The 20913-nt window shown below is 59.6% G+C and carries 19 protein-coding genes; 14 read left to right on the top strand and 5 right to left on the bottom strand.

Annotation, left to right across the window (positions count from 1 at the left end):
* Positions 1 to 16: 16 nt before the first annotated feature.
* The 7 genes from ACSQ36_RS00360 to hslU all read left to right on the top strand — a co-directional run bounded on the left by ACSQ36_RS00360 (position 17) and on the right by hslU (position 7843).
* The gene (locus tag ACSQ36_RS00360; protein WP_213768939.1) at positions 17 to 736 is read left to right on the top strand and encodes a DUF484 family protein; all 720 of its coding nucleotides are present in this window, start codon (positions 17 to 19) and stop codon (positions 734 to 736) included.
* Position 737: 1 nt separating this feature from the next.
* Positions 738 to 1658, top strand: coding sequence for a tyrosine recombinase XerC (xerC, locus tag ACSQ36_RS00355; RefSeq protein ID WP_436180538.1), 921 nt, complete (start codon positions 738 to 740; stop codon positions 1656 to 1658).
* Between the two features lie 201 nt (positions 1659 to 1859).
* Positions 1860 to 3062, top strand: a complete 1203-nt coding sequence (locus ACSQ36_RS00350; protein ID WP_436180537.1) for a class I SAM-dependent rRNA methyltransferase — start codon at positions 1860 to 1862, stop codon at positions 3060 to 3062.
* A 185-nt stretch (positions 3063 to 3247) separates the two neighbouring features.
* On the top strand, positions 3248 to 4327 hold the full coding sequence (locus ACSQ36_RS00345) for a CobW family GTP-binding protein (protein ID WP_436180536.1): 1080 nt from the start codon (positions 3248 to 3250) through the stop codon (positions 4325 to 4327).
* Positions 4328 to 5095: 768 nt separating this feature from the next.
* A complete protein-coding gene (gene dksA, locus ACSQ36_RS00340) occupies positions 5096 to 5515 on the top strand; it encodes an RNA polymerase-binding protein DksA (RefSeq protein ID WP_089166517.1) in 420 nt (139 codons plus the stop codon).
* A gap of 405 nt (positions 5516 to 5920) precedes the next feature.
* Positions 5921 to 6457 (top strand): ATP-dependent protease subunit HslV, encoded by a 537-nt coding sequence (gene hslV, locus ACSQ36_RS00335; protein ID WP_089166516.1) that lies wholly within the window; start codon positions 5921 to 5923, stop codon positions 6455 to 6457.
* Positions 6458 to 6499: 42 nt separating this feature from the next.
* A complete protein-coding gene (gene hslU, locus ACSQ36_RS00330) occupies positions 6500 to 7843 on the top strand; it encodes an ATP-dependent protease ATPase subunit HslU (protein WP_436180535.1) in 1344 nt (447 codons plus the stop codon).
* 86 nt (positions 7844 to 7929) lie between these two features.
* Here hslU and ACSQ36_RS00325 read toward each other — a convergent pair whose 3' ends face one another.
* Both ACSQ36_RS00325 and ACSQ36_RS00320 read right to left on the bottom strand, forming a co-directional pair.
* The gene (locus tag ACSQ36_RS00325; protein WP_089166514.1) at positions 7930 to 8472 is read right to left on the bottom strand and encodes a response regulator transcription factor; all 543 of its coding nucleotides are present in this window, start codon (positions 8470 to 8472) and stop codon (positions 7930 to 7932) included.
* Positions 8469 to 9815, bottom strand: a complete 1347-nt coding sequence (locus tag ACSQ36_RS00320) for an ATP-binding protein (RefSeq protein WP_436183053.1) — start codon at positions 9813 to 9815, stop codon at positions 8469 to 8471. The genes ACSQ36_RS00325 and ACSQ36_RS00320 overlap by 4 nt, the downstream gene beginning before the upstream one ends.
* 108 nt (positions 9816 to 9923) lie before the next feature.
* Here ACSQ36_RS00320 and ACSQ36_RS00315 point away from each other — a divergent pair, with 108 nt between their 5' ends.
* Complete coding sequence (locus ACSQ36_RS00315; protein ID WP_436180534.1) at positions 9924 to 11633, top strand: tetratricopeptide repeat protein; 1710 nt, start codon at positions 9924 to 9926, stop codon at positions 11631 to 11633.
* 103 nt (positions 11634 to 11736) lie between these two features.
* On the opposite strand, the gene ACSQ36_RS00310 is transcribed toward ACSQ36_RS00315, so the two are convergent.
* Positions 11737 to 11931 (bottom strand): cysteine-rich CWC family protein, encoded by a 195-nt coding sequence (locus tag ACSQ36_RS00310; protein WP_436180533.1) that lies wholly within the window; start codon positions 11929 to 11931, stop codon positions 11737 to 11739.
* A 257-nt stretch (positions 11932 to 12188) separates the two neighbouring features.
* Between ACSQ36_RS00310 and argB the strand changes: the two genes are divergently transcribed.
* The 6 genes from argB to ACSQ36_RS00280 all read left to right on the top strand — a co-directional run bounded on the left by argB (position 12189) and on the right by ACSQ36_RS00280 (position 18183).
* Positions 12189 to 13088: an acetylglutamate kinase gene (gene argB, locus ACSQ36_RS00305; protein WP_213768922.1), complete on the top strand. Its 900-nt coding sequence runs from the start codon at positions 12189 to 12191 to the stop codon at positions 13086 to 13088.
* 67 nt (positions 13089 to 13155) lie between these two features.
* Complete coding sequence (locus ACSQ36_RS00300; protein WP_213768921.1) at positions 13156 to 13860, top strand: pyrimidine 5'-nucleotidase; 705 nt, start codon at positions 13156 to 13158, stop codon at positions 13858 to 13860.
* A 293-nt stretch (positions 13861 to 14153) separates the two neighbouring features.
* Positions 14154 to 15299 (top strand): homoserine O-succinyltransferase MetX, encoded by a 1146-nt coding sequence (metX, locus tag ACSQ36_RS00295; protein WP_436180532.1) that lies wholly within the window; start codon positions 14154 to 14156, stop codon positions 15297 to 15299.
* Positions 15296 to 15904, top strand: coding sequence for a methionine biosynthesis protein MetW (gene metW / locus ACSQ36_RS00290; RefSeq protein ID WP_213768919.1), 609 nt, complete (start codon positions 15296 to 15298; stop codon positions 15902 to 15904). Before metX ends, metW begins: the two co-directional genes overlap by 4 nt.
* A 54-nt stretch (positions 15905 to 15958) precedes the next feature.
* Positions 15959 to 17245: an AmpG family muropeptide MFS transporter gene (locus tag ACSQ36_RS00285; RefSeq protein WP_436180531.1), complete on the top strand. Its 1287-nt coding sequence runs from the start codon at positions 15959 to 15961 to the stop codon at positions 17243 to 17245.
* On the top strand, positions 17242 to 18183 hold the full coding sequence (locus tag ACSQ36_RS00280; RefSeq protein ID WP_213768917.1) for a M48 family metallopeptidase: 942 nt from the start codon (positions 17242 to 17244) through the stop codon (positions 18181 to 18183). Before ACSQ36_RS00285 ends, ACSQ36_RS00280 begins: the two co-directional genes overlap by 4 nt.
* Before the next feature lie 1045 nt (positions 18184 to 19228).
* Here the strand turns inward: ACSQ36_RS00280 and ACSQ36_RS00275 are convergent.
* Both ACSQ36_RS00275 and ACSQ36_RS00270 read right to left on the bottom strand, forming a co-directional pair.
* A complete protein-coding gene (locus ACSQ36_RS00275; RefSeq protein WP_436180530.1) occupies positions 19229 to 20002 on the bottom strand; it encodes an exodeoxyribonuclease III in 774 nt (257 codons plus the stop codon).
* A gap of 24 nt (positions 20003 to 20026) precedes the next feature.
* A complete protein-coding gene (locus ACSQ36_RS00270; protein WP_436180529.1) occupies positions 20027 to 20863 on the bottom strand; it encodes a polyphosphate kinase 2 family protein in 837 nt (278 codons plus the stop codon).
* Between the last annotated feature and the right edge of the window lie 50 nt (positions 20864 to 20913).

The raw sequence follows: 20913 nt of genomic DNA, 5'->3' as shown, positions 1-20913 counted from the left end.
GATGCTGCCCGATACCATGAATGAACGTGAAGTCGCCGACTACCTGATCGCCAATCCGGATTTCTTTGCCGAGCATGCAGAGTTGCTGGGCTCGATCCGGCTGTCCAATCCGCATGGCAAGTCCGCAGTGTCGCTGCAAGAGCGTCAGATGCAGATGCTGCGCGACAAGAACAAGCAGATCGAACGCCGGTTGGCCGAATTGCTTCGTTACGGACATGAGAACGACAGCATCGCCGCGAAGTTTCATCGATGGACAATTCGGGTCATGTCCGAGCGCGATCCGCATGCCCTGCCGAAAACCATCCCCGCCGGCCTGTGCGAAATCTTTGAGGTGCCGCAAGCCGCGCTGCGCGTGTGGGATGTCGCAGAGCCCTACGCGCAAGCCGAGTTCGCGCGGACTACCAGCGAGGAAGTCCGTTCCTTCACGAGCAGCCTGGCCGCGCCGTATTGCGGGCCGAATACCGGCTTTGAGGCCGCCCAGTGGCTGACGTCGGCGAGTTCGGTCTCGGTGGCATCGGCTACAACGGATGGTGTCGTTGATACCGCCAACACCACCGAATCCATCGCGCTGCTCGCGCTGCGCGATCCGGTCGCCGGTCCCGAAGCGCCCGTATTCGGCTTGCTGGTCATGGGTTCGCCCGATCCACGCCGGTTCCACGAAGGCATGGCCACTGACTTTCTTACGCAAATCGGCACGCTTGCCAGCGCCGCGCTCAGCCGCTTGCTGCCCCACTGACATGACCGACGATCCGGTAACCGCCTATCTGTCGATGCTCGAGCACGAGCGGCGATTATCGGACCACACGTTGCGCGGTTATACGCACGAACTCGACGAGCTGAAGAAGCTGGCCAACGGCCGGGCGCTGGAATCGCTGAACGCCACCGACATGCGTGGCGCTGTAGCGCGCGCTCATGGCGGCGGGTTGTCGGCGCGCTCAATTGCGCATCGGTTATCGGCCTGGCGGGCGTTTTATCGATGGCTTGCCGAGCAGGTTGAAATGCAAGCCAATCCGGTCGCGACCGTGCGCGCGCCGAAACGCGCGAAGTCCCTGCCCAAGGCGCTTTCCGTCGACGACGCCAACGCGCTGATGGAAGCGCCCCAGGCCGACACGCCGGAAGCGCTGCGGGACCACGCCATACTCGAACTGTTCTATTCGTCGGGCTTGCGGCTCGCCGAACTGGTCGGACTGGACGTGCATTTCGTGCAATCCGAAGGATATTTGTCTGCCGGCTGGCTCGACCTCGCCAGCACCGAAGTCAATGTGCTCGGCAAGGGAAACCGGCGGCGGTCGGTTCCCGTGGGCAGCAAGGCGATCACCGCGCTGCGCGCGTGGATTGAAGTGCGCGGACAATTCGTGAAAGACGATCCACACGCGCTGTTTCTCTCGGTGCGCGGCAACCGGATGTCGCCGAACGTGGTGCGTGATCGGGTGAAACGCGTGGCGTTGCTGGCCGGCGTGCCATCGAATGTGCATCCGCATGTGTTGCGGCATTCGTTCGCCACGCACGTGTTGCAATCCAGCGGCGATCTTCGGGCCGTGCAGGAACTGCTCGGCCACGCGAGTATCGCGGCCACGCAGGTTTATACGTCGCTCGATTTCCAGCATCTGGCTCGCGTCTATGACCAGACGCATCCGCGCGCAAAAAAACGCGACTAAGCCACGTGGCTGCAAGCAACAAGATACGGACGCGTCGCGGCGCCCGGAAACGTGGCCAACTCCCCGTGTAACGAGCGTAACCGGCGTAACCACCAGATTCTCTCGCTGCCAATAGAAACAGAAACAGCAACAAAAACGCGGCCCGAAACCTCCCCAGCGTTCACTTCCCCTGTCCAGTCAGCGCTTTCACCGAAGACCCGAATGAACACCATTACGCTGAAACCGGCGAAAGACAAGTCGCTTGCGCGCCGCCACCCGTGGATCTACGAAAGCGCGATCGAACATGTGGAAGGCAAGCCCGCGCCCGGTGCGACCGTGCTGATCCGCGCCCACGATGGCCGGTTTCTGGCACGCGCGTCATACAGCCCGGTCTCGCAGATTCGCGCCCGTGTCTGGAGTTTCGACGAAAGCGAGCCCATCGATCACGCGTTTTTCAAGCGGCGTGTACAACGGGCGATCGCCCACCGGCAATCGATGGTGCGCGATACCGGCGCCACGCGGCTGATTTTCGGGGAGGCGGACGGGCTGCCGGGCTTGATCGTCGATTACTACATCGCGGACGATGAAAGCCAGCGTGGCCAGTTGGTCTGCCAGTTCATGGCGACGGGCGTGGAACACTGGAAAGAGGCGATCGTGCAGGCGCTGATCGGCGCGACCGGCTGCCCGAACGTGTATGAACGCTCGGACGTGTCGATCCGGCAGAAGGAAGGGCTCGAACAGATCACCGGCGTGCTGGCCGGCGATCCGCCTCCGGCCACTCTGATCGCGAACGAAGGCGGCGTGCGGTATCACATCGACGTCGAACGGGGTCATAAAACGGGCTTCTATATCGATCAACGCGACAATCGCGCGCTCGTGCGCCAATACGCCGGCGACCGCGACGTTCTCAACTGCTTCTGCTATACCGGCGGTTTTTCGCTGGCGGCGTTGAAAGGCGGTGCAAAACGCGTAGTGTCGATCGATTCCTCCGGCGACGCGCTGGCCCTCGCCCGGCAAAATGTCATCGCGAACGGTTTCGATCCGCAACGCGCCGAATGGCTCGACGCCGATGCCTTCAAGACCTTGCGCCGCTTGCATGAGGAAGGTGAGCGCTTCGACCTGATCGTGCTTGATCCGCCCAAGTTCGCGCCTTCGCGGGAACACGTGGACCGCGCCGCGCGGGCATACAAGGACATCAACCTGACCGGATTCAAGCTGTTGCGCCCGGGCGGCCTGCTGTTTACCTACTCGTGCTCGGGCGCCATTGACGCCGATCTGTTCCAAAAGATCGTGGCAGGCGCCGCGGCCGATGCGAAAGTGGACGCGCGTATCCTGAAGCGCCTGGGCGCAGGGGTCGATCACCCGCTTTTAACCGCGTTTCCCGAAGGGGAATACCTGAAAGGCCTATTGTTGCAAATCGCGTGATCGCCCATAGTTGAGCGCTTCGGACAGCGCGCATTCAGGGCAGCACAGAGCGTCCGCTTGACAAATATGTTTCAATAATCGACCGACCGCATGTTTTTGGGTGTAGCGCAGGCGTTTCAGACCGCGCTTCGTAGCTCGAAAACATGCCGCACGATCCTTCGACTTTAAAGAACAGGGCGACCATCATGATTCCCGTTACCATCCTGACCGGCTTTCTAGGCAGCGGCAAAACCACGTTGCTCAAGCGCATCCTGAACGACAAGCACGGCATGAAGATCGCCGTGATCGAGAACGAGTTCGGCGAAGAAAATATCGACAATGAGATCCTCGTTCAGGAAACGAACGAGCAGATCATTCAGATGAGCAATGGCTGCATCTGCTGCACGATTCGCGGCGACCTCGCGCGGGCGCTTGAAGATCTCGCCGAGCGCAAGAAGGCCGGCACGCTGAACTTCGATCGCGTGGTGATCGAGACAACCGGGCTCGCGAATCCTGGCCCGGTCGCTCAGACGTTCTTCATGGACAACACCATCGCCGACGAATTCCTGCTCGACGCAATCATCACGCTGGTCGATGCAAAGCACGCCAACCATCAGCTCGACGAGCACGAAGTGGTACAGCGCCAGGTAGGTTTCGCGGACCGCCTGTTCATCACGAAGTCCGATCTGGTCGACGCCGCCACGCTCGACGCACTCAAGCACCGTCTGGTTCACATGAACCCGCGCGCTGCGATCAAAGTCGTGAACTTCGGCGATGCTGACATCAAGGAAATCTTCGACCTGCGCGGCTTCAACCTGAACTCGAAGCTCGAAATCGACCCGGATTTCCTGGCGGAAGACGATCACGATCACGACCACGCCGGGCACGACCATGCGCACGACGACGATCACGACCACGCCACCTGCGGCCACGATCACAGCCACGACCACGAGCATGGCCACGCGAATCACCACCACGCGCATCACGACGACAAGATCAAGTCGTTTGTATTCCGCAGCGACCGCGCCTTCGATCCCAACCGGCTCGAAGATTTCCTCGGCGGTATCCTGCAGATCTACGGCGAACGCCTGCTGCGCTACAAGGGCGTGCTGTATATGAAGGGCGTCGATCGCAAGGTCGTGTTCCAGGGTGTGCATCAGATGATGGGCAGCGATCTTGCCGCGAAATGGCAACCGATCGAAAAGAAGAACAGCAAGATGGTGTTCATTGGGATTGAATTGCCGCAGGATTTGATCATCGACGGGCTGACCGCCTGCCTGGTCTGATCCAGGAGATTAAAGAAACCGAAGAAACCGGCGAAACGCGAAGCCCTCACACGGCGGCTTCGCGCCGCCGCTCAATCCAAAACCTCCGTTTTTGGCACAGTTCTCGCTATTTCTCTCCCGAAGCGCAACCATTGCGGCCGTTAAGCGAGGCTAAAATCGCTGCGCCTTCGTGAGGCGGTGGTTTTTCGCGATGAACGTAGTTGCAATATGTGTTCACGCCCACCAAGAAGCATCGCTTTTTAAACGTCAGCGCGTTATATTTTTGAGATAACGAACGAATCGCGCCAGTGTTTTGCTTGGGTGTAGTGCGCATTTGCGATTCAGTTACAATACAGCCCCACTGGAGAAGCCGGTACACCGCCGAGCCTTTACTACAAAGCCCGGCGCAAGTGCGGCTAAAAAGAGTCTGAAAAGCGCTCCCGCCGGCGCCGCGAGCAACATTTCACCGTTGTATTGCAAACCGGCTGAAAGCGTGGAAGTGAAAGGTAAGGTGTTGTTCCGAACATCGGGCACCGGTCGAATTGCTTGAAAATCAGCCCAGACGAAACAGACGAATCTGTCTAGATGCAGCGGTCTAGATAAAATCGGCCCCGCGTGGCGCCGTCCAGCGCCGCGAGAGTCGCAGCCCGTTTAGCGTAGTAAGTGCATGCAGTAATTGTTGGCGAGTATCGCCGAAGTGCGGGTAATCCGGACAACGGCGGCGGCGAGCGCGGCGAGCGACCGCGAAGATGGCGAACGACATCGCCCCACATTGAAGAAGCAAGCCAGATGACGACGAAACGATTGTTGACTGAAGACGAAATCCAGAAGATGGCCGACAAGGACTACATGAACGAGGATCAACTCGCGTTCTTCAGGGTCCGACTGGAACAGTTGCAGGCCGACATTCTCAAGAATGCGGGCCAGACGACTGAAAACCTGCGGGAAACCGTTATCGTTCCGGATCCGGCTGATCGCGCGACGATCGAGGAAGAACACGCGCTCGAGTTGCGCACGCGCGACCGCGAACGCAAGCTGCTGAAGAAAGTGCAGCAGTCGCTGGCGCGTATCGAGTCCGGCGACTACGGCTGGTGCGAGGAAACGGGCGAGCCTATCGGCATTCCGCGCCTGATCGCGCGCCCGACGGCGACGCTCTCGCTCGAAGCGCAGGAACGACGCGAACTGCGCCAGAAGCTGTTCGGCGACTGATCTGCCGCGGCAGCGTACGCTGCGGCCTTGGCTGCGGCGGGAAACCTGCCGGCCGGGATTTGGTTCGAAGAAATTAGAAGGCGCTTGAAAACACAAAAGGCACACGAAAAATCGTGTGCCTTTTTGTTTTTGCGCGCCGTTTTCGCAACGGGCGGCGCTTGCTCCAACGAACGGGCAAGTCCACAACGCCATCGCGCACAAGATGCCGCAAGAAGCGCCTTGATAAATTCCGCCGCGCCCTAAAATGAACTGGACGCGCTTTCGTGGCGTGGGCATTACAAGAGTCCGTTCGAGCGCAATGCTGCAGCGTGTCCGGCTCTTCATGCTCCCAAAGGATTCCCCGGCGGCGCGGCGGCACACCGGTCAACTGGCCGCCGCGCCCACTCCGCTTTCAAAGGAATGCACATGGAACAGTTTCACGGCACGACCATCGTCTCCGTACGACGCGGCGACAAGGTCGCCCTCGGTGGCGACGGCCAGGTCACCCTCGGCAATATCGTGATGAAAGGCGGTGCTAAGAAAGTGCGCCGCATCTATGGCGGCAAGGTCCTGGTCGGTTTCGCGGGCGGCACGGCCGACGCGTTTTCGCTCCTCGACCGCTTCGAAGCCAAGCTGGAAAAACACCAGGGCAACCTGACCCGTGCCGCCGTCGAGCTCGCGAAGGACTGGCGCACGGACCGCATGTTGCGCCGGCTGGAAGCCATGCTGATTGCCGCCGACGCGCAAACCACGCTCGTCATCACGGGTAACGGCGACGTGCTCGATCCGGAAAACGGCATTTGCGCGATCGGTTCGGGCGGTGCGTATGCGCAGGCCGCGGCGCAGGCCCTCACCGAAAACACCGAACTCTCGCCGCGCGATATCGTCGAAAAGGCACTGACAATCGCGGGCGATATGTGCATCTACACGAACCACAATCGCGTCATCGAGACGATCGAGTAACACCGCTTTCGCGTATTCGCGAGCACAGGACAAGGACCAACGATGACCACCATGACTCCCGCCGAGATCGTCTCGGAACTCGATAAACACATCATTGGCCAGGGCCGCGCGAAAAAAGCGGTCGCCGTGGCGCTGCGCAACCGGTGGCGCCGCCAGCAAGTCGCCGAACCGCTGCGCCAGGAAATCACCCCGAAGAACATCCTGATGATCGGACCGACCGGCGTCGGCAAGACGGAAATCGCGCGGCGTCTCGCGAAACTCGCCGACGCACCGTTCATCAAGATCGAAGCAACGAAGTTCACCGAGGTCGGCTACGTGGGTCGCGATGTGGACAGCATCGTGCGTGACCTGATCGAAATTTCGGTCAAGCAGACGCGTGAAAGCGAGATGCGCAAGGTACGTTCGCGAGCGATCGATCGCGCCGAGGACCGGATCCTGGACATCCTGCTGCCAAGCGCCCGGCCGGCGGCTGGTTTCGGCAGCACGCCCGAGTTGCACGACGACAGCGCGAACAGCACGCGTCAAACGTTCCGCAAGCGTCTGCGAGAAGGTCTGCTCGACGACAAGGAAGTGGAGATCGACATCGAAGCGCCGCAAGCGACCATGGATATCATGGGGCCGCCGGGCATGGAGGAAATGACCGACCAGATCCGTTCCATGTTCGCGAATATCGGCGGCGGCAAGAAGACGCAGCGCAAGGTGAAGGTCAAGGACGCGCTGAAGCTGCTCACCGACGAAGAAGCCGGCAAGCTGCTGAACGACGATGAGGTCAAGACCAAGGCCATTCAGAACGTCGAGCAGAACGGCATTGTGTTCCTGGACGAGATCGACAAGATCGCTTCGCGCAGCGAGACGGGTGGCGCGGAAGTATCGCGGGCTGGTGTGCAGCGCGACCTGCTGCCGCTCGTGGAAGGCACGACCATCAATACGAAATACGGGATGATCAAGACCGATCACATCCTGTTTATCGCCAGCGGTGCGTTCCATCTGGCCAAGCCGAGCGATCTGATCCCCGAACTGCAAGGGCGTTTTCCGATTCGCGTCGAGCTGGATTCGCTGTCCGTGGAGGATTTCGAATCCATTCTGAATACCACCGACGCCAGTCTCGTGAAGCAGTACACGGCACTTCTGGCAACGGAAGACGTCGAGCTGGATTTCAGCGCGGACGGTATTCGCCGGATGGCTGAGATTGCGTTTTCAGTGAACGAGAAGACCGAGAATATCGGTGCGCGTCGGCTCTATACCGTGATCGAAAAGTTGCTTGAAGAAGTGTCGTTCGCGGCGGGCAATCACACGGGTCATCCGGTGAAAATCGATGCGGCTTACGTCGATAAAGCGTTAAACGACGTAGCCGAAGACGAAGATTTGTCGCGCTACGTGCTGTAAAAGCGCTCAATCAAAAAGGGCGGTTCCTTTGATTTCAGCCACTCGCTGGAATCAAAGGAACCGCCCTTTTACGTTCTACATAACCTTTATTGCCGCACGGGTTTCTTCGCCAGCTTGCGCTGCAGTGTCCGCCGATGCATGTTCAACGCTCGCGCCGTGGCTGAAATATTGCCGCTGTTCTCGGCCAGCACGCGCTGGATATGCTCCCACTCCAGCCGCGCGACCGACAGCAGCGCCGGGTGCTCGATAGCCTCTTCGGCCGTCTGCTCGCTGGCCTCCTCCTGCAGCGCGGACAGGATTGTCTCGACGTTCGCCGGCTTGGCCAGATAGTTATCGGCGCCATCTTTCACGGCCTGAACCGCCGTCGCGATGCTCGCGTAACCCGTCAGCACGAGAATCCGTGCATCGGGCTGAAGATCGCGCAAGGGCGCGACAAGCGTCAACCCGGAATCGTTGCCGAGGTGCAGATCGACGGTGATCTGGCTGAACTTCTGCGTGTTTGCCAATCTCAACGCCGTGGCGGCGTCGTGCGCCTGATGCGGCGTATAGCCGCGCCGCGTCAAACCGCGCGCGAGGATGCCCGAGAAAACCTCATCGTCGTCGATGACCAAAAAATTTGTATCGCTCATGCTCTTTTCTCCGTAGTGACGGAAGCGGCGACGCCGCCGCGGCCCGTCCTTGCTGCTTTTTCCCGCGATTCGGGGACGCTTGTGTCGGCGAGACGCAGGATGGCGTGCGTACCGCGCGGGCTGGCTGGCGTGAGCTCGATCGACCCGCCAAGCCGTGTAGCTGCCGAGAATGCCAGATACAAGCCGACACCGTGGCCGCCTTGCGTACTGTCGACGGGCATCGCGCCGAGCGAACCCCGCAATGCCACCGGAATGCCGGGACCCTGATCGCGGACATCGAATTGAATCACGGGCTCGCCAAGGTGCCGGCTCGCCGACGTCGCGAGCGTCACCGAATCGCGGCTGGCCCGCGCCGCATTATCCAGCAGAATGGTCAGTATTTGCCCTACTGCGACGGGATCGCTGAGAAACAGCCCCGCGCGTTTGTGTTCCTCGGCCTCATCTTCCAACTCAATCAACTCGAAACGCACGTGCGGATGCCGCAACCGCCATTGTTCGACAAACCCATGCAGCCAGTCATCCAGCGGTTGCCGCGGCGCGGGTCCGGTCGCGCGGCTGCGCAGGCGCGCGAGCGCGGACGTGCACAACGTCATTTGCTGCTCGAGGAGTTCGATATCGGCGCTATAGGGGGCGAGATGCGGGTCGTGACGGGCGGAATCGCGTAACTCCTCGCTCAGCATCGCGATGGTCGACAGCGGCGTGCCGATTTCATGGGCGACCGTAGCCGCCTGGACCCCTAGCGCCACGGCGCGCTCGTCACGCAGAAGCCGCTCCTGGGCATCGGCCAGCGCAAAATCCCGCGCCCGCAGCGCCCGCGACATCCGCGCCACGAACCAGCCGATCAACCCCACGCTGACCATGAAGTTCACCCATAGCCCGATGCGGAAATATTCGAACAAATTCAGCGGATCTTCCATATTCAGCGGCACATAGCTGACCGTCAGCAGCGAATAACAGACGACCGCGAACAACGCGAGCCAGATGGTCAAACGCCACGGCAGCACAGCAGCGGCGATCGCGAGCGACGGCAGGTACAGCGTGACAAACGGATTCGTGGCGCCGCCGCTCAGGAACAGCAGCGCGGACAGCGCGCCGAGATCGACCCAGAGCTGCCCGAACAGTTCGAGATTCGTTTCAGGCTGCGCGCGCGCAACGCGTACCCATGTCAGCGCGTTGAACAATACCTCGAGCGCGACAATGGTCAGAACGGCCGCTAACGGGAGATGCGCACCATAAAATGCCTGTACGACGGCGATGGTAACAAGTTGACCGATGATCGCAAGACTGCGAAGCCAAAACAGGTGACCGAGATTGACGCGGCCTGTGTTCGTTATTCGATGCATCGCGGTGAATTTCACCTCAAATTTCAGATTAGTCTAATGGTTGGACAAAGGGGATTGCCGCATCATCCAATGTTGTCTCGTACAGGGCGGCCAGGCCGCATACACAAAATGACTAACAGCCCATCCTCCCGCCCCAGTCAGCTTCTCAGCGAAGCGCCGCAAACCGGCGCCGCTCAAGACAGCATTATCCCGCGTGCGCTGACCGCGTTCATTGACAACGCTCGCAGCGCGAACACGCAAGGCAATCAGGCCGAGCGCGCTGTGTGGCTGCAGGCAGCCATGATGTTGCAATCCGACCGGCCCGAGATCTGCCTCGACCTGATCGACGCAATGCTGAAGCAAAGCCGTATCGGCGAAGGTATTCAGCTCGCGGCTCAACTCGTCGATCAGCATCCGCAGCACGCGCTCGCGCTCTGGCATCTCGGTTATGCGCTCCAGCTCGCCAACCGTCACGCCGATGCAATTCCTTTCTACGAACGCGCCCACGCGATCAATCCGGCCATCTTCACGCTGCGCAACAATCTGGCGGTCGCCTACGAAATCACGGGCAGCGCAGATAAAGCACTGGCCATGCTGGAAGAAGCCGTCGCCGCGAATGCCGACGATATCGAAGCGTGGACGAATCTCTCACGCATCTATCCGCGCCGCTGGGAGCTCGATCGTGCGCTTTCGGCCGGGAAGCGCGCGATCGAGATCAATCCGTCGAATGCGCTCGCGTTGTCGAACTACAGTCTCGGGTTGAAAGAAGCGCAGCGCTGGTCGGAGGCCACCGAGGCCGCAGAAACGGCGCTCCATATCGCGCCCGCAATGCAGCGCCTTCCGTTCAATCTCTCCATTCTCGATCTCGTGCAGGGCAATTACGCGCGCGGCTGGGCCAATTTCGAGTCGCGCTGGAACGGTTCAAGCGAACTACGCAACGCGCACCCCGACTTCCCGATGCCACGATGGAACGGCGAAGCGCTACGCGGCAAGACCTTGTTGCTGTGGGGCGAGCAGGGTTTCGGCGACGCGCTGCAGTTCTGCCGTTTCGTTCCAATGCTGGCGAAAAAGGTTCACGCGCAGGGCGGCACGCTGGTGTGGGCTGCGTTCAAGGCATTGCATCCGCTGATGGCACGCATGGCGCCGAAAGGCGTCGAATGTCTGCCGCACGACGGGCCGTTGCCCGCGTCTGACTTCCATTTCCCGCTGCTGAGCCTGCCGCTGCATTTCGGCATCGACGCGGACACCATTCCGGCGAAGCGCGCGTATCTTTCCGCCGACGCCGACCTCTCCGCCGACTGGCGTGCCGAATTCGCCGCCGACAAACGCCTGCGCGTGGGCCTTGTATGGAGCGGCAGCGAAGGCCATCAGCGCAACATGTTCCGCAGCGTGGGGATTGAACGGTATGCGAAAGCGTTCAGCGGGATCGAGAATGTCGCGTTCTTCTCGCTGCAGAAGGATGCGTCGGGCGCGGTATCCACGGCTCGGGACAGTGGTTTTGAGATCGCGGATCGCACCGGCAAGTTTGAATCATTCGACGACACGGCTGCGTTCATCGATTCACTCGATCTCGTGATTACAGTTTGCACGAGCGTGGCGCATCTGGCGGCGGCGCTCGGCAAGCCGACCTGGATTCTCCTCGACACCAATCCGCATTGGGTCTGGCAACTGGAGCGCACCGACAGCCCGTGGTATCCGACGGCGACGCTGTATCGGCAGAAGGAATTCTCGAAGTGGGAGCCGGTGATGGACGACGTCACGCGTGATCTGGCCGCGCTCGCGGCAACGCATACCGGCGCGGCGCCGCGTAAGCGGGCGGCGAAGAAAGCGGCCGTGTAAGCATTACGAGAGGTTTAAATCTGCAAAAAGCGGCGATCCGGCAACGGACCGCCGCTTTTTTATGCGCACGCACATTCCGCCAACGCAGCCACGAACGCGACATTCACACGTTTATGCTACGTTGCGTCTCTTCGCGCAAACAATCCGGGCAAAGACATGTCATGCGCGGATTCAAGCGCTCGGCCGGCAAAGCCGGAAGCGCTGCGCACCAGCATTGAGCGTCGCCGGTTTGCTGAGCACAACGGAAAAACGCTCCGCACAGGGCGCAGCATTGAGGAGCGGGGTCGGTGGAACGCATGATGGAGCCAAGCCTTTCGAAAACGAAACACGCGGTCACGAGCCGCATTGTGCGCGATGCGGCCGTTGCCGAAGCACCACGTCTTGACCCGCCCACGCCTGCCCGATCGCGTCATTATTTCACGCGCCAACCCCATACTGGCGCGACCAGAGGCTAACTTTCACCCGTCGTCGGAATGCTATCGGAAACGCGCTGATGCAGCGCGTCAGTCCTGTACAATTCCGCCTGTTTAAACTGCTCTTCGCCTTATCGCCGCCATGTCCGAGCTTCCCGACCTTACGCAGATCGCGCCGACCCTGAAAGCCGAAATCCTGGCCGAGGCGTTGCCCTATATCAAGCAGTATCACGGCAAGACGATCGTGATCAAGTACGGCGGCAACGCGATGACCGAGGAGCGCCTGAAACAGGGCTTCGCGCGCGACGTGATCTTGCTGAAACTGGTCGGAATGAACCCGGTGATCGTTCACGGCGGCGGTCCGCAGATCGATCAGGCGCTCAAGAAGATCGGCAAGCAGGGCACGTTTATCCAGGGCATGCGCGTCACCGACGAAGAGACCATGGAAGTGGTCGAATGGGTGCTCGGCGGCGAAGTGCAGCAGGACATCGTCACGTTGATCAATCATTTCGGCGGCCATGCGGTCGGCCTCACCGGCAAGGACGGCGGCCTGATCCACGCGCGCAAGTTAATGATGCCGGATCGCGACAATCCAGGCGAATTCATCGATATCGGTCAGGTGGGTGAAGTCGAAGCCATCAATCCGGCCGTCGTGAAGGCGCTGCAGGACGACGCGTTCATCCCGGTCATCTCGCCAATCGGCTTCGGTGAAGACGGTTTGTCTTACAACATCAACGCCGATCTGGTCGCGGGCAAGCTCGCCGTGGTGCTGAACGCCGAGAAGCTCGTGATGATGACGAACATCCCCGGCGTGATGGACAAGGAAGGCAATCTGCTGACCGATCTCTCGGCACGCGAGATTGACGCGCTGTTCGCCGACGGCACCATTTCCGGCGGCATGCTGCCGAAGATTTCATCGGCGCTCGACGCAGCGAAGAGCGGCGTGCGCTCGGTGCATATCATCGATGGTCGAATCGAGCATTCGGTGCTGCTCGAGATCCTGACCGAGCAGCCGTTCGGGACCATGATTCGTTCGCATTGAACGTGGCGCATTGAACGTGGAACCTGCCGGCGCTCGAGTTGAGCTTTTGCGTTCTTCCCGACGCCGGATGAACACGCACGGGCGCCCTGTCTGGTTATTCGATCTCGACAACACGCTGCATCACGCGTCGCATGAGATTTTCCCCGCAATCAATCGCGGGATGACGCAGTACATCATCGACCGGCTGGGCGTGGATGTTGACGAAGCCAACCGGTTGCGCACCGGCTATACGCAGCGATACGGCGCCACCCTGCTCGGCCTGGTGCGCCATCATCCCATCGACGCCGCCGACTTCCTGCACGTCGTCCATACCTTTGCCGATCTCGGCTCCATGGTTCGCGCCGAACGCGGTCTCGCACGAATGATCCGTGGGCTTCCGGGACGGAAGATCGTGTTGACCAACGGGCCTTCAATTTATGCTCACGCCGTGCTCAACGAACTGGGTATCGCCAAGCTGTTTGAACGCGTGATTGCCATCGAGGATATGCAGGACCGAACCGGTTATTGGCGCGCGAAGCCTGATGCAGGAATGCTTCGGCGCGCGATGCGGCGCGCTCATGTGCCGCTCTCCGACGCGGTTCTTGTAGAAGATACGCGTGGGCATTTGAAGCGCTATAAGCGCTTGGGGATTCGCACGGTCTGGATCACGGGGCATCTGCCGTCGGTTTTAAATGCCAGCGGCGGGAAGTCTCTTCGGTCCCCGACCAGCGGCCGGCCGCATTATGTCGATCTCAAGATCCGGTCTTTGAAAGGCTTGCGCGGTCTCAGATAGACCAGGCGTACCCCGAGTCACCTGAAATCACAAAAGTAGTATGGACTTCAAACTTCATCGCTTGGGCTCGCTGCTCTAGCCGTACCCGTAGCTCCCCTTTCCCGTTTTTCCGATATACTTCACCGCTATCTTGATTTGTTTCAACGCGCCGATTTGCTGACTCGATTGCGGGCGCGCGAACCCTGACCCGGTTCACTATAAATGCGGCTAAAGAGGTTGTCAGCCGCGCCGCTTGGTCTCCTCCGCGCATCGCCGACGCCGTTTAGCCGCCCTGTTTTCTTTAGGCGGAATGAATGGAATCAATCGGCATCGTCACTCCCCAAACACTGCATTTCACTGAACCGCTGCGCATGCAAAATGGCAGCCTGCTCGGTGACTATGATCTCGTCGTCGAAACCTACGGCACGCTCAATGCCGCCCGCTCGAACGCGGTGCTCGTCTGCCACGCGCTGAACGCCTCGCATCATGTGGCGGGCGTCTATGTCGACGACCCCAAGAACGTCGGCTGGTGGGACAACATGGTGGGTCCAGGCAAGCCGCTCGATACCAACCGGTTTTTTGTCATCGGCATCAATAACCTGGGCTCATGTTTCGGTTCGACCGGTCCCATGAGCGTGAACGCCGTCACCGGCAAACCGTACGGCGCGAGCTTTCCTGTGGTCACGGTTGAAGACTGGGTCCACGCGCAGGCTCGCGTAGCGGATCAATACGGTATCGAGCGCTTCGCCGCGGTCATGGGCGGCAGCCTCGGCGGCATGCAGGCTTTGGCCTGGAGCATGATGTATCCGGATCGCGTGGCGCACTGCATTGTGGTGGCATCGACGCCGAAACTCTCCGCGCAGAATATTGCGTTCAACGAGGTCGCGCGTTCCGCCATCCTGTCCGATCCCGATTTCCATGGCGGCGATTATTATGCGCACGGCGTCAAGCCGCGTCGCGGATTGCGGGTCGCGCGCATGATCGGCCACATCACGTATCTCTCGGACGACGACATGGCCGCCAAGTTCGGCCGCGCATTGCGTCGGGCGGAAGGCGCTCTGGATGCGTACAACTTCAACTTCGACGTCGAGTTCGAAGTTGAATCGTACCTAAGATACCAAGGCGATAAATTCGCCGAATACTTCGATGCCAATACGTATCTGCTCATCACGCGCGCGCTGGATTATTTTGATCCCGCCAAGGCGTTCGACGGCGACCTGACCAAGTCGCTCGCGCACACCACGGCGAAATATCTGATTGCTAGCTTTTCGACCGATTGGCGCTTTGCGCCAGCACGCTCGCGCGAACTGGTGAAATCGCTGCTCGATCACAAACGCACGGTGAGCTACGCCGAAATCGATGCGCCGCACGGCCACGACGCCTTCCTGCTCGACGACGCGCGTTATCACAACCTGATGCGCGCCTATTACGAACGCATTGCCGCCGAGGTGGGCGCATGAACCAAATCACGCTGGACTCTCTTTCGCTGCGCTCGGACTTTCGGGCCATTGCGCGCTGGGTTGAACCGAACTCGTCCGTGCTGGATCTGGGTTGCGGCGATGGGTCGCTGCTCTCGCTGCTCGCCGAAGAACTCGATGTAAAGGGTTACGGTATTGAAATCAACGACGCCGGCGTGCTCGCGTGCGCCCAGAAAGGCGTGAACGTCATTCAGCAGAATCTGGAAGACGGTTTGCGCCTGTTCGAAGACGATAGTTTCGACTTCGCGATCCTGTCGCAGACGCTGCAAACGATCCATCAAACCGCCGCGATCCTGCGTGAAACCGTGCGCGTGGGACGCGAATGCATTGTCTCGTTTCCTAATTTCGGGTACTGGCGGCATCGGCTAACCGTTTTGCAGGGGCGCATGCCGGTGTCGAAAACGCTTCCGTATCAATGGCATAACACGCCGAACGTACGGGTTCTCACCATCCGGGATTTTGAGGCGCTGGCGCCGGAAGTGGGGATCGAAATCCTCGATCGCGCGGTGCTGCACGGTGGGCAGTCCATCCGTTGGGGGGCGAACTGGCGTGGTAGCCTTGCGGTCTATCGCGTAAAGCGAAGCTGAACTGAGCTTGCCGGTTCGTCGCTCGCGCACCGCTTACTGCTTCGAATCGATCCTATGTCCAACTCGCCACACGAGGCGCCCGCTCTTACCGCTCACGAAGACCACCCCGGCTGGCGCGCGTTTCTCAACAAACGCATGTTGATTTGCGTGTTTATCGGCTTCACGTCGGGGCTGCCGCTCTTCACGCTCGTCTATCTGGTCCAGGCGTGGTTGCGCACTGAAGGCGTGAACCTCAAAGAGATCGGGCTGTTCGCGCTGATCCAGTTTCCTTACACCTGGAAGTTTATCTGGGCGCCGCTGATGGACCGCTACGTGCCGCGCCTGCCGGGCTGGCGGCCGGGACGGCGGCGCGGCTGGATGCTCGTCACGCAGTTGCTGGTGGCCGTGGCCATTGGCGCGCTTGGGTTTATATCGCCGAAAGACCAGATCTGGACCGTCGCCGCGCTGACCGCGCTCGTCGCGTTTTTCGGGGCGAGCCAGGATATTGCGATCGATGCGTACCGTCGCGAACTCCTGGCGGACACCGAGCAGGGACTCGGCAACGCCGTCTTCGTGAACGCGTACAAGATTGCGGCGCTCGTGCCCGGCTCGCTCGGGCTGATTCTCGCCGATCACCTGCCGTGGTCCACCGTCTTCCTCGTCACGGCGGCGTTCATGCTGCCGGGCATGGTGTTGACGCTCGTGGTCAACGAACCCGAAGTGCATGGCACGCCGCCCAAGAATCTACGCGATGCCATCATCCAGCCGTTTCGCGAATTTATCGCCCGGGACGGCTGGCGCACGGCGCTGCTGATTCTTGGCTTTATCTTCCTGTACAAGCTCGGCGACACGATGGCGACCACGCTCTCCACGTCGTTTTTCCTCGATATCGGCTTCAACAAGACGCAGATTGGCGTCATTGCGAAGACCGTCGCGTTCTGGGCGAGCCTGGCGGGCGGGATTGTCGGCGGCGTGTGGCTGGTGAAGATCGGCATTGCGCGCGGGCTGTGGATCTTTGGCGTGTTGCAGATCGTTTCCACGCTCGGCTTTGCGTGGCTGGCGAAAATCGGGCCGTCGCCCGCGGCGCTGGCCGCGCTCTACGGGTTCGAAACCTTCGCCACCGGCCTGACGATGGCCGCGTTCGTGGCTTACATCGCGAGCACGACCGATCCGCGTTATACCGCCACGCAATTCGCGCTATTTACGAGTCTTGCGTCGGTGCCGCGGACGTTGGCGTCGGCATCGAGTGGCTTTGTGGTCGCGCAAACAGGCTGGTTCGAGTACTTCATGATCTGCGCTGCGCTGTCTATTCCAGGCATGTTACTGTTGCCGAAAATCGCGCCCTGGAGACCTGTCCAATGAAGGTGCACGCCCTGATCCGCGTCGCCGCTTGCGTTGTGTCGCTACATGCTGGCTTGAGCTTCGCGGTGTCCGCGGCGTCGGGGACTTCCGATGCAGCGCCGGCGGCACCGGCTAATGTACAACCGCCCTATTCCGCCGCCACCGACCAGATCCGTTTTGGCAATGCGGCGTTGTTCCGCAACCTGATTCCATCGGCGACATTGGAACAGCAGTCCGCCGACGAATACGCTCAAATCCTGCGCGAGGCCCGGCGCACCAAGCATCTTCTGGGCGACGACAATCCGCTCGTGAAGCGTGCACGCGAAATTGCCAATCGTGAAATTCCGTTTGCGCTGAAGTGGAATGACCGCTCGAAGAACTGGAAGTGGGAAGTCAATGTGGTGCGTTCGGACGAGATTCGCATGTATTGCCTGCCGGGCGGCAAGATTGTGATTTATAGCGGGCTGATAGACCGGTTGCGTCTCAACGATAACGAACTTGGCATGATGATCGGCCATGAGATTGCGCATGCGTTGCGCGAACATGCGCGTGATCGGCTGGGGCGTCAGCAGGCGGCGCAATTGAGTACGGGAACGATTCCGCCGTTATTCGGTTTCGCCGATATCAGTTCCACTCCGCTGGGGATTGGCGAGCAGTTGCTGGCCATGCGATATACCGCCGCCGATGAAACCGAAGCCGATGTGATTGGCAGCGAGATTGCGTCGCGGGCGGGTTACGATCCGCGCGCCGCCATCACGTTATGGAAGAAGATTGATGCGCGGACGCGGCGCACGCCGAACGGTTTTATCTGGATGCATCCGTATGGCGCTGCGCGCGTACACGATCTGATGAAGCGATTGCCGGATATGATGCCGCTTTATGCAAAAGCGATCGGGAAAACGGTGGACCAGTTGCCGGGTTATGCGGGAATGGGGCGGTTTAAGAAGCCTCATATGTGAGGGGGGTTTCGTTCGCACTCGGGGTTCTGGTTGGGCAAGGGGTTAGCGGTTGGGGTTGATGCCGGGGTGGTGGGTTCTAGCGTCAGCGGTCGGGGTCTATGCCGGGTTGGTGCTTTCGGCCGTGGTGGTCTGCGAGAGTCGGATATTCTCTTTATCACTATTAGCCACTGTGCGTGGCGGCACGTCATTTCTTTGTCCAAAGCGACAAAGAAACGAAGCAAAGAAAACGCTTTCAACCACGCTACCCTAAGTGTCCACAGCGTGCAGTTTTCATTCATAGGTGCCCCAAAAGCACGGTGCTCGCCAGAGCGAAGGATGTGTGAAACCCTCCTTCTCCGAACACCGATACCCACACGCTTCGCCACCAGTGATTGAACCTGCCCAAGGAGCACCCCGCGCTATCCGCGGACGACCAACCACCGAATTTGTGCGCACGTCGAACCATGTCGCCAACCCTGCTGAAAACGAGGTCGCGAAGATGCGGGTGGCCGTAACCGACGAAAATAGCTGTACAGAACGCGCAGCCAATTCACAAAAACTGAAGCAGTAAACACAAACACGCATCAAGCTGTGGCGAATGAATACGGTCGCACAGACCAGGTAGCTAACCTGTCAAAAAACCGCAGCCATAAATACCTGTAGGGCCGTGCGGGTTCCTTAGCAATTGTGCTTGCCCGAGAGCGTACGGGGCGAAGCGTGTTCATGTCAGGATTCGCGAGAAGGAGGGGTTCAAACATCCTTCGCTCTGGCGAGCACCGTGCTTTTGGGGCACCTATGAATAAAAACTGCACGCTGTGGACACTTAGGGTAGCGTGTTTTAAAAGCGCTTTCTTTGCTTCGTTTCTTTGTCGCTTTGGACAAAGAAATGACGTGCCGCCACGCACAGTGGCTAATAGTGATAAAGAGAAAATCCGACTCTCGCAGACCGCTAACACTGAAAGCAGCAACCCGGCATCAACCCCAACCGCTGACCCCAGAACCGACCACCCCGGCACTGCCCCCCCACTAACCCCAAAACCGCCCCCCGTCCACCGGTGCGAACAAACTAAACCGTCCACTTATAGTCAACAATCAACGGCGCATGATCACTAAACTTGATATCGCGGAAAACGGAAGTCGCCGCGGCCGTATCCGCAACACCCTTCGTCGCGATCTGGTAATCAATCCGCCACCCTACGTTCTTCGCGTAAGCCTGGCCGCGATTGCTCCACCACGTATATTGCTCAGGCCGCTGGTCCAGCGTTCTGAATACATCCACATAGGCTTTTTCATCGAAGAGTTGCGTAAGCCACGCACGCTCCTCCGGCAGGCAACCCGAATTCTTCTGATTGCTCTTCCAGTTCTTGATATCAATTTCCTTGTGCACGATGTTCACATCGCCACACAAGATCACTTCGCGTTCTTTGGCCAGTTCCTCAAGATGCGGCATGAACTCAGCCATGAACCGGTATTTCGCCTGCTGCCGTTCTTCACCACTGGACCCCGAAGGCACATACACCGAGATCACCGATAAATCCCCAAAGCGCGCCTCCACATAACGCCCTTCCGGATCGAACTCCTCGCTCCCAAACCCGATGATCACTTCATCCGGTTCGTGCTTCGTATAAAGCCCCGCGCCGGAATATCCCTTTTTAACGGCGTGCTGGAAGTAACCCTGGAAACCGTGCGGCGCGAGAAATTCCGGCGTGAGATCGTCTTGCGAACACTTGATCTCCTGCACACAGACAACATCGGCATCCTGCTCGCCAAACCAGTCGAAGAAACCCTTCTTGGCGGCAGACCGAATACCGTTCAAATTAGCGGTGATGACACGAAACATGAAGCATCCTTGTATGTTGATGAACTACTCGACCTTGATCCCTTTCAGCGACTCTTTCGCCGGCGGATATTCGAGCTTCAAACCCTGCAGCGTGCGCACCATCAACTCCCCAATCATTACGTTGCGGTGCGTCTTCGAATCGGCGGGAATCACGTACCAAGGCGCAATGTCCGTCGATGTCGCCCCAAGGGCGTCTTCATAAGCCAGGCAATACTCGTCCCAGAGTTTGCGGGCATCCAGATCCGATGGATCAAACTTCCAGTGCTTCTCGGGATTGTCGATACGCGCCTGCAACCGCACCTTCTGCTCATCCTTCGATATATGCAAAAAGCACTTCACGATTGTCGTGCCGTTTTCGGCAAGCATCGCTTCGAAGTCGCGAATCTGCCGATAACGGCGTTCCCACGCCTGGCTGTCGATCTGTTTCAGCACACGCGGCACCAGCACGTCTTCATACTGGCTGCGATTAAAAATCGCGAACTCGCCCGCAGCCGGCACTTGCGAATGAATGCGCCAGAGAAAGTCGTGCGCGGCTTCGGTTTCGGAAGGCGCCTTGAACGGCACGACGCGCAAACCGAGCGGATCGACATCGTGAAAAACACCGCGAACCGTGCCGTCCTTGCCGCTCGTATCCATGCCTTGAAGGATCAGCAGAATGCGATGCGAGCGTTGTGCATGCAGCTTTTCCTGCAAGCCATCGAGCGCTGTGCTCAACTCGCTTAAACGCTCCCGATCCGCGTCTTTGGCGCCGGACGAAAACGGCTTCGACGCGGTATCGATAGACGCCAGATCAAACGGCTTGATCTTCTTGCCGTCGAAATACGGCACGCGATAATCGTCCAGCTCAGGTTTTTTAGCCACGCGTGCGATTCTCGGTTGATCCCGGTTGATAAAAGAAAGGGTTGCTGCCA

Source organism: Caballeronia sp. LjRoot34, assembly GCF_964253815.1.
Taxonomy (GTDB): domain Bacteria; phylum Pseudomonadota; class Gammaproteobacteria; order Burkholderiales; family Burkholderiaceae; genus Caballeronia.
The sequence above is the reverse complement of the archived record's forward strand: the minus strand, read 5'-3'. Positions and strand labels throughout refer to the sequence as shown.

What these genes read in the sequence shown, in the direction of transcription:
- ACSQ36_RS00360 (WP_213768939.1), top strand. Translation starts at nt 17, where the DNA reads ATGAATGAACGTGAAGTCGCCGACTACCTGATCGCCAATCCGGATTTC.
- xerC (WP_436180538.1), top strand. Translation starts at nt 738, where the DNA reads ATGACCGACGATCCGGTAACCGCCTATCTGTCGATGCTCGAGCACGAG.
- ACSQ36_RS00350 (WP_436180537.1), top strand. Translation starts at nt 1,860, where the DNA reads ATGAACACCATTACGCTGAAACCGGCGAAAGACAAGTCGCTTGCGCGC.
- ACSQ36_RS00345 (WP_436180536.1), top strand. Translation starts at nt 3,248, where the DNA reads ATGATTCCCGTTACCATCCTGACCGGCTTTCTAGGCAGCGGCAAAACC.
- dksA (WP_089166517.1), top strand. Translation starts at nt 5,096, where the DNA reads ATGACGACGAAACGATTGTTGACTGAAGACGAAATCCAGAAGATGGCC.
- hslV (WP_089166516.1), top strand. Translation starts at nt 5,921, where the DNA reads ATGGAACAGTTTCACGGCACGACCATCGTCTCCGTACGACGCGGCGAC.
- hslU (WP_436180535.1), top strand. Translation starts at nt 6,500, where the DNA reads ATGACCACCATGACTCCCGCCGAGATCGTCTCGGAACTCGATAAACAC.
- ACSQ36_RS00325 (WP_089166514.1), bottom strand. Translation starts at nt 8,472, where the DNA reads ATGAGCGATACAAATTTTTTGGTCATCGACGACGATGAGGTTTTCTCG.
- ACSQ36_RS00320 (WP_436183053.1), bottom strand. Translation starts at nt 9,815, where the DNA reads ATGCATCGAATAACGAACACAGGCCGCGTCAATCTCGGTCACCTGTTT.
- ACSQ36_RS00315 (WP_436180534.1), top strand. Translation starts at nt 9,924, where the DNA reads ATGACTAACAGCCCATCCTCCCGCCCCAGTCAGCTTCTCAGCGAAGCG.
- ACSQ36_RS00310 (WP_436180533.1), bottom strand. Translation starts at nt 11,931, where the DNA reads ATGCGTTCCACCGACCCCGCTCCTCAATGCTGCGCCCTGTGCGGAGCG.
- argB (WP_213768922.1), top strand. Translation starts at nt 12,189, where the DNA reads ATGTCCGAGCTTCCCGACCTTACGCAGATCGCGCCGACCCTGAAAGCC.
- ACSQ36_RS00300 (WP_213768921.1), top strand. Translation starts at nt 13,156, where the DNA reads ATGAACACGCACGGGCGCCCTGTCTGGTTATTCGATCTCGACAACACG.
- metX (WP_436180532.1), top strand. Translation starts at nt 14,154, where the DNA reads ATGGAATCAATCGGCATCGTCACTCCCCAAACACTGCATTTCACTGAA.
- metW (WP_213768919.1), top strand. Translation starts at nt 15,296, where the DNA reads ATGAACCAAATCACGCTGGACTCTCTTTCGCTGCGCTCGGACTTTCGG.
- ACSQ36_RS00285 (WP_436180531.1), top strand. Translation starts at nt 15,959, where the DNA reads ATGTCCAACTCGCCACACGAGGCGCCCGCTCTTACCGCTCACGAAGAC.
- ACSQ36_RS00280 (WP_213768917.1), top strand. Translation starts at nt 17,242, where the DNA reads ATGAAGGTGCACGCCCTGATCCGCGTCGCCGCTTGCGTTGTGTCGCTA.
- ACSQ36_RS00275 (WP_436180530.1), bottom strand. Translation starts at nt 20,002, where the DNA reads ATGTTTCGTGTCATCACCGCTAATTTGAACGGTATTCGGTCTGCCGCC.